This window comes from Actinomadura sp. 3N508 (assembly GCF_044326375.1).
Lineage (GTDB): Bacteria > Actinomycetota > Actinomycetes > Streptosporangiales > Streptosporangiaceae > Spirillospora.
This window is the reverse complement of sequence record NZ_JBIRAX010000039.1, coordinates 1-821: the sequence shown is the minus strand read 5'-3', so window position 1 is coordinate 821 and position 821 is coordinate 1. Positions and strand designations below refer to the sequence as shown.

The window sequence follows — 821 nt, the reverse complement described above, 5'->3', positions numbered from 1 at the left end:
AGTACTGGCCGCGGATGGGGTCGTAGGTCCAGTTGGAGGTTTCGGTGTCGATGAAGATGATGCGGGCGTCGGGGTATTTGGTGTCGGTGTCGCTCCACATGTAGAAGTCGCCGTAGGGGCCGTCGGGGTCGGTGCGGGAGGCTTGGAACCAGGGGTGCTGGTCGGAGGTGTGGTTCATGACCAGGTCGGCGATGACCCGGATGCCGCGGGCGTGCGCCTGCTCGATCAACTCCACGAAATCTCCCAGATCCCCGAAATCGGGCAGGATTTTCGTGTATTCCGCGATGTCGTAGCCGCCGTCCTTCAGCGGTGATTCGTAGATGGGCAGCAGCCACAGGCAGTCGATGCCGAGCCATTGGAGATGGTCGAGCTTGGAGATCAGGCCGCGCAGATCGCCGTAACCGTCGCGATTGGAATCGGCGAATCCGCGCACCGAGACTTCGTAGAAGACGGCCGTCTTGAACCAGTGCGGGTCGCGGGGCGTCTGGGGGCTGAACGCGTCCGGGACGGGCTCGGCGGAGGCCGGGATCGCGTCCGGCGGGATCTCGGTGCCGGGCTCGTCCCGCGGCACCGCCCCCGGCGTCTCCAGCGGAGGGTCCTGCGGCGGCGCGTCCGGGTGGCGAGGCTCCTGAGGGCCGCTCACGTTTCACCATTCCCGAAGGTGAGGATGTGTGCGGGTTGGGTGTGGGGGTCTAGGCGGATGTAGTTGGAGCGGGTCCAGGTGTAGGTGGTGCCGTCGAGTTGGTCGGTGACGGTGAAGGTGCGGGTGGGGTCGTCGGGCAGGCCGAGGGCGGGTAGGTCGAGGTGCAGGGTGGCTTCGC

The 821-nt window shown here is 66.5% G+C and carries 2 protein-coding genes; both read right to left on the bottom strand.

What is annotated here, in order from left to right; all coding sequences use genetic code 11:
- The coding region (locus ACH34S_RS41935; protein WP_395958516.1) for an alpha-amylase family glycosyl hydrolase at nt 1-529 on the bottom strand (529 nt) is incomplete at its 3' end.
- 110 nt (nt 530-639) lie between these two features.
- The coding region (locus tag ACH34S_RS41930; RefSeq protein ID WP_395958515.1) for a hypothetical protein at nt 640-821 on the bottom strand (182 nt) is incomplete at its 5' end.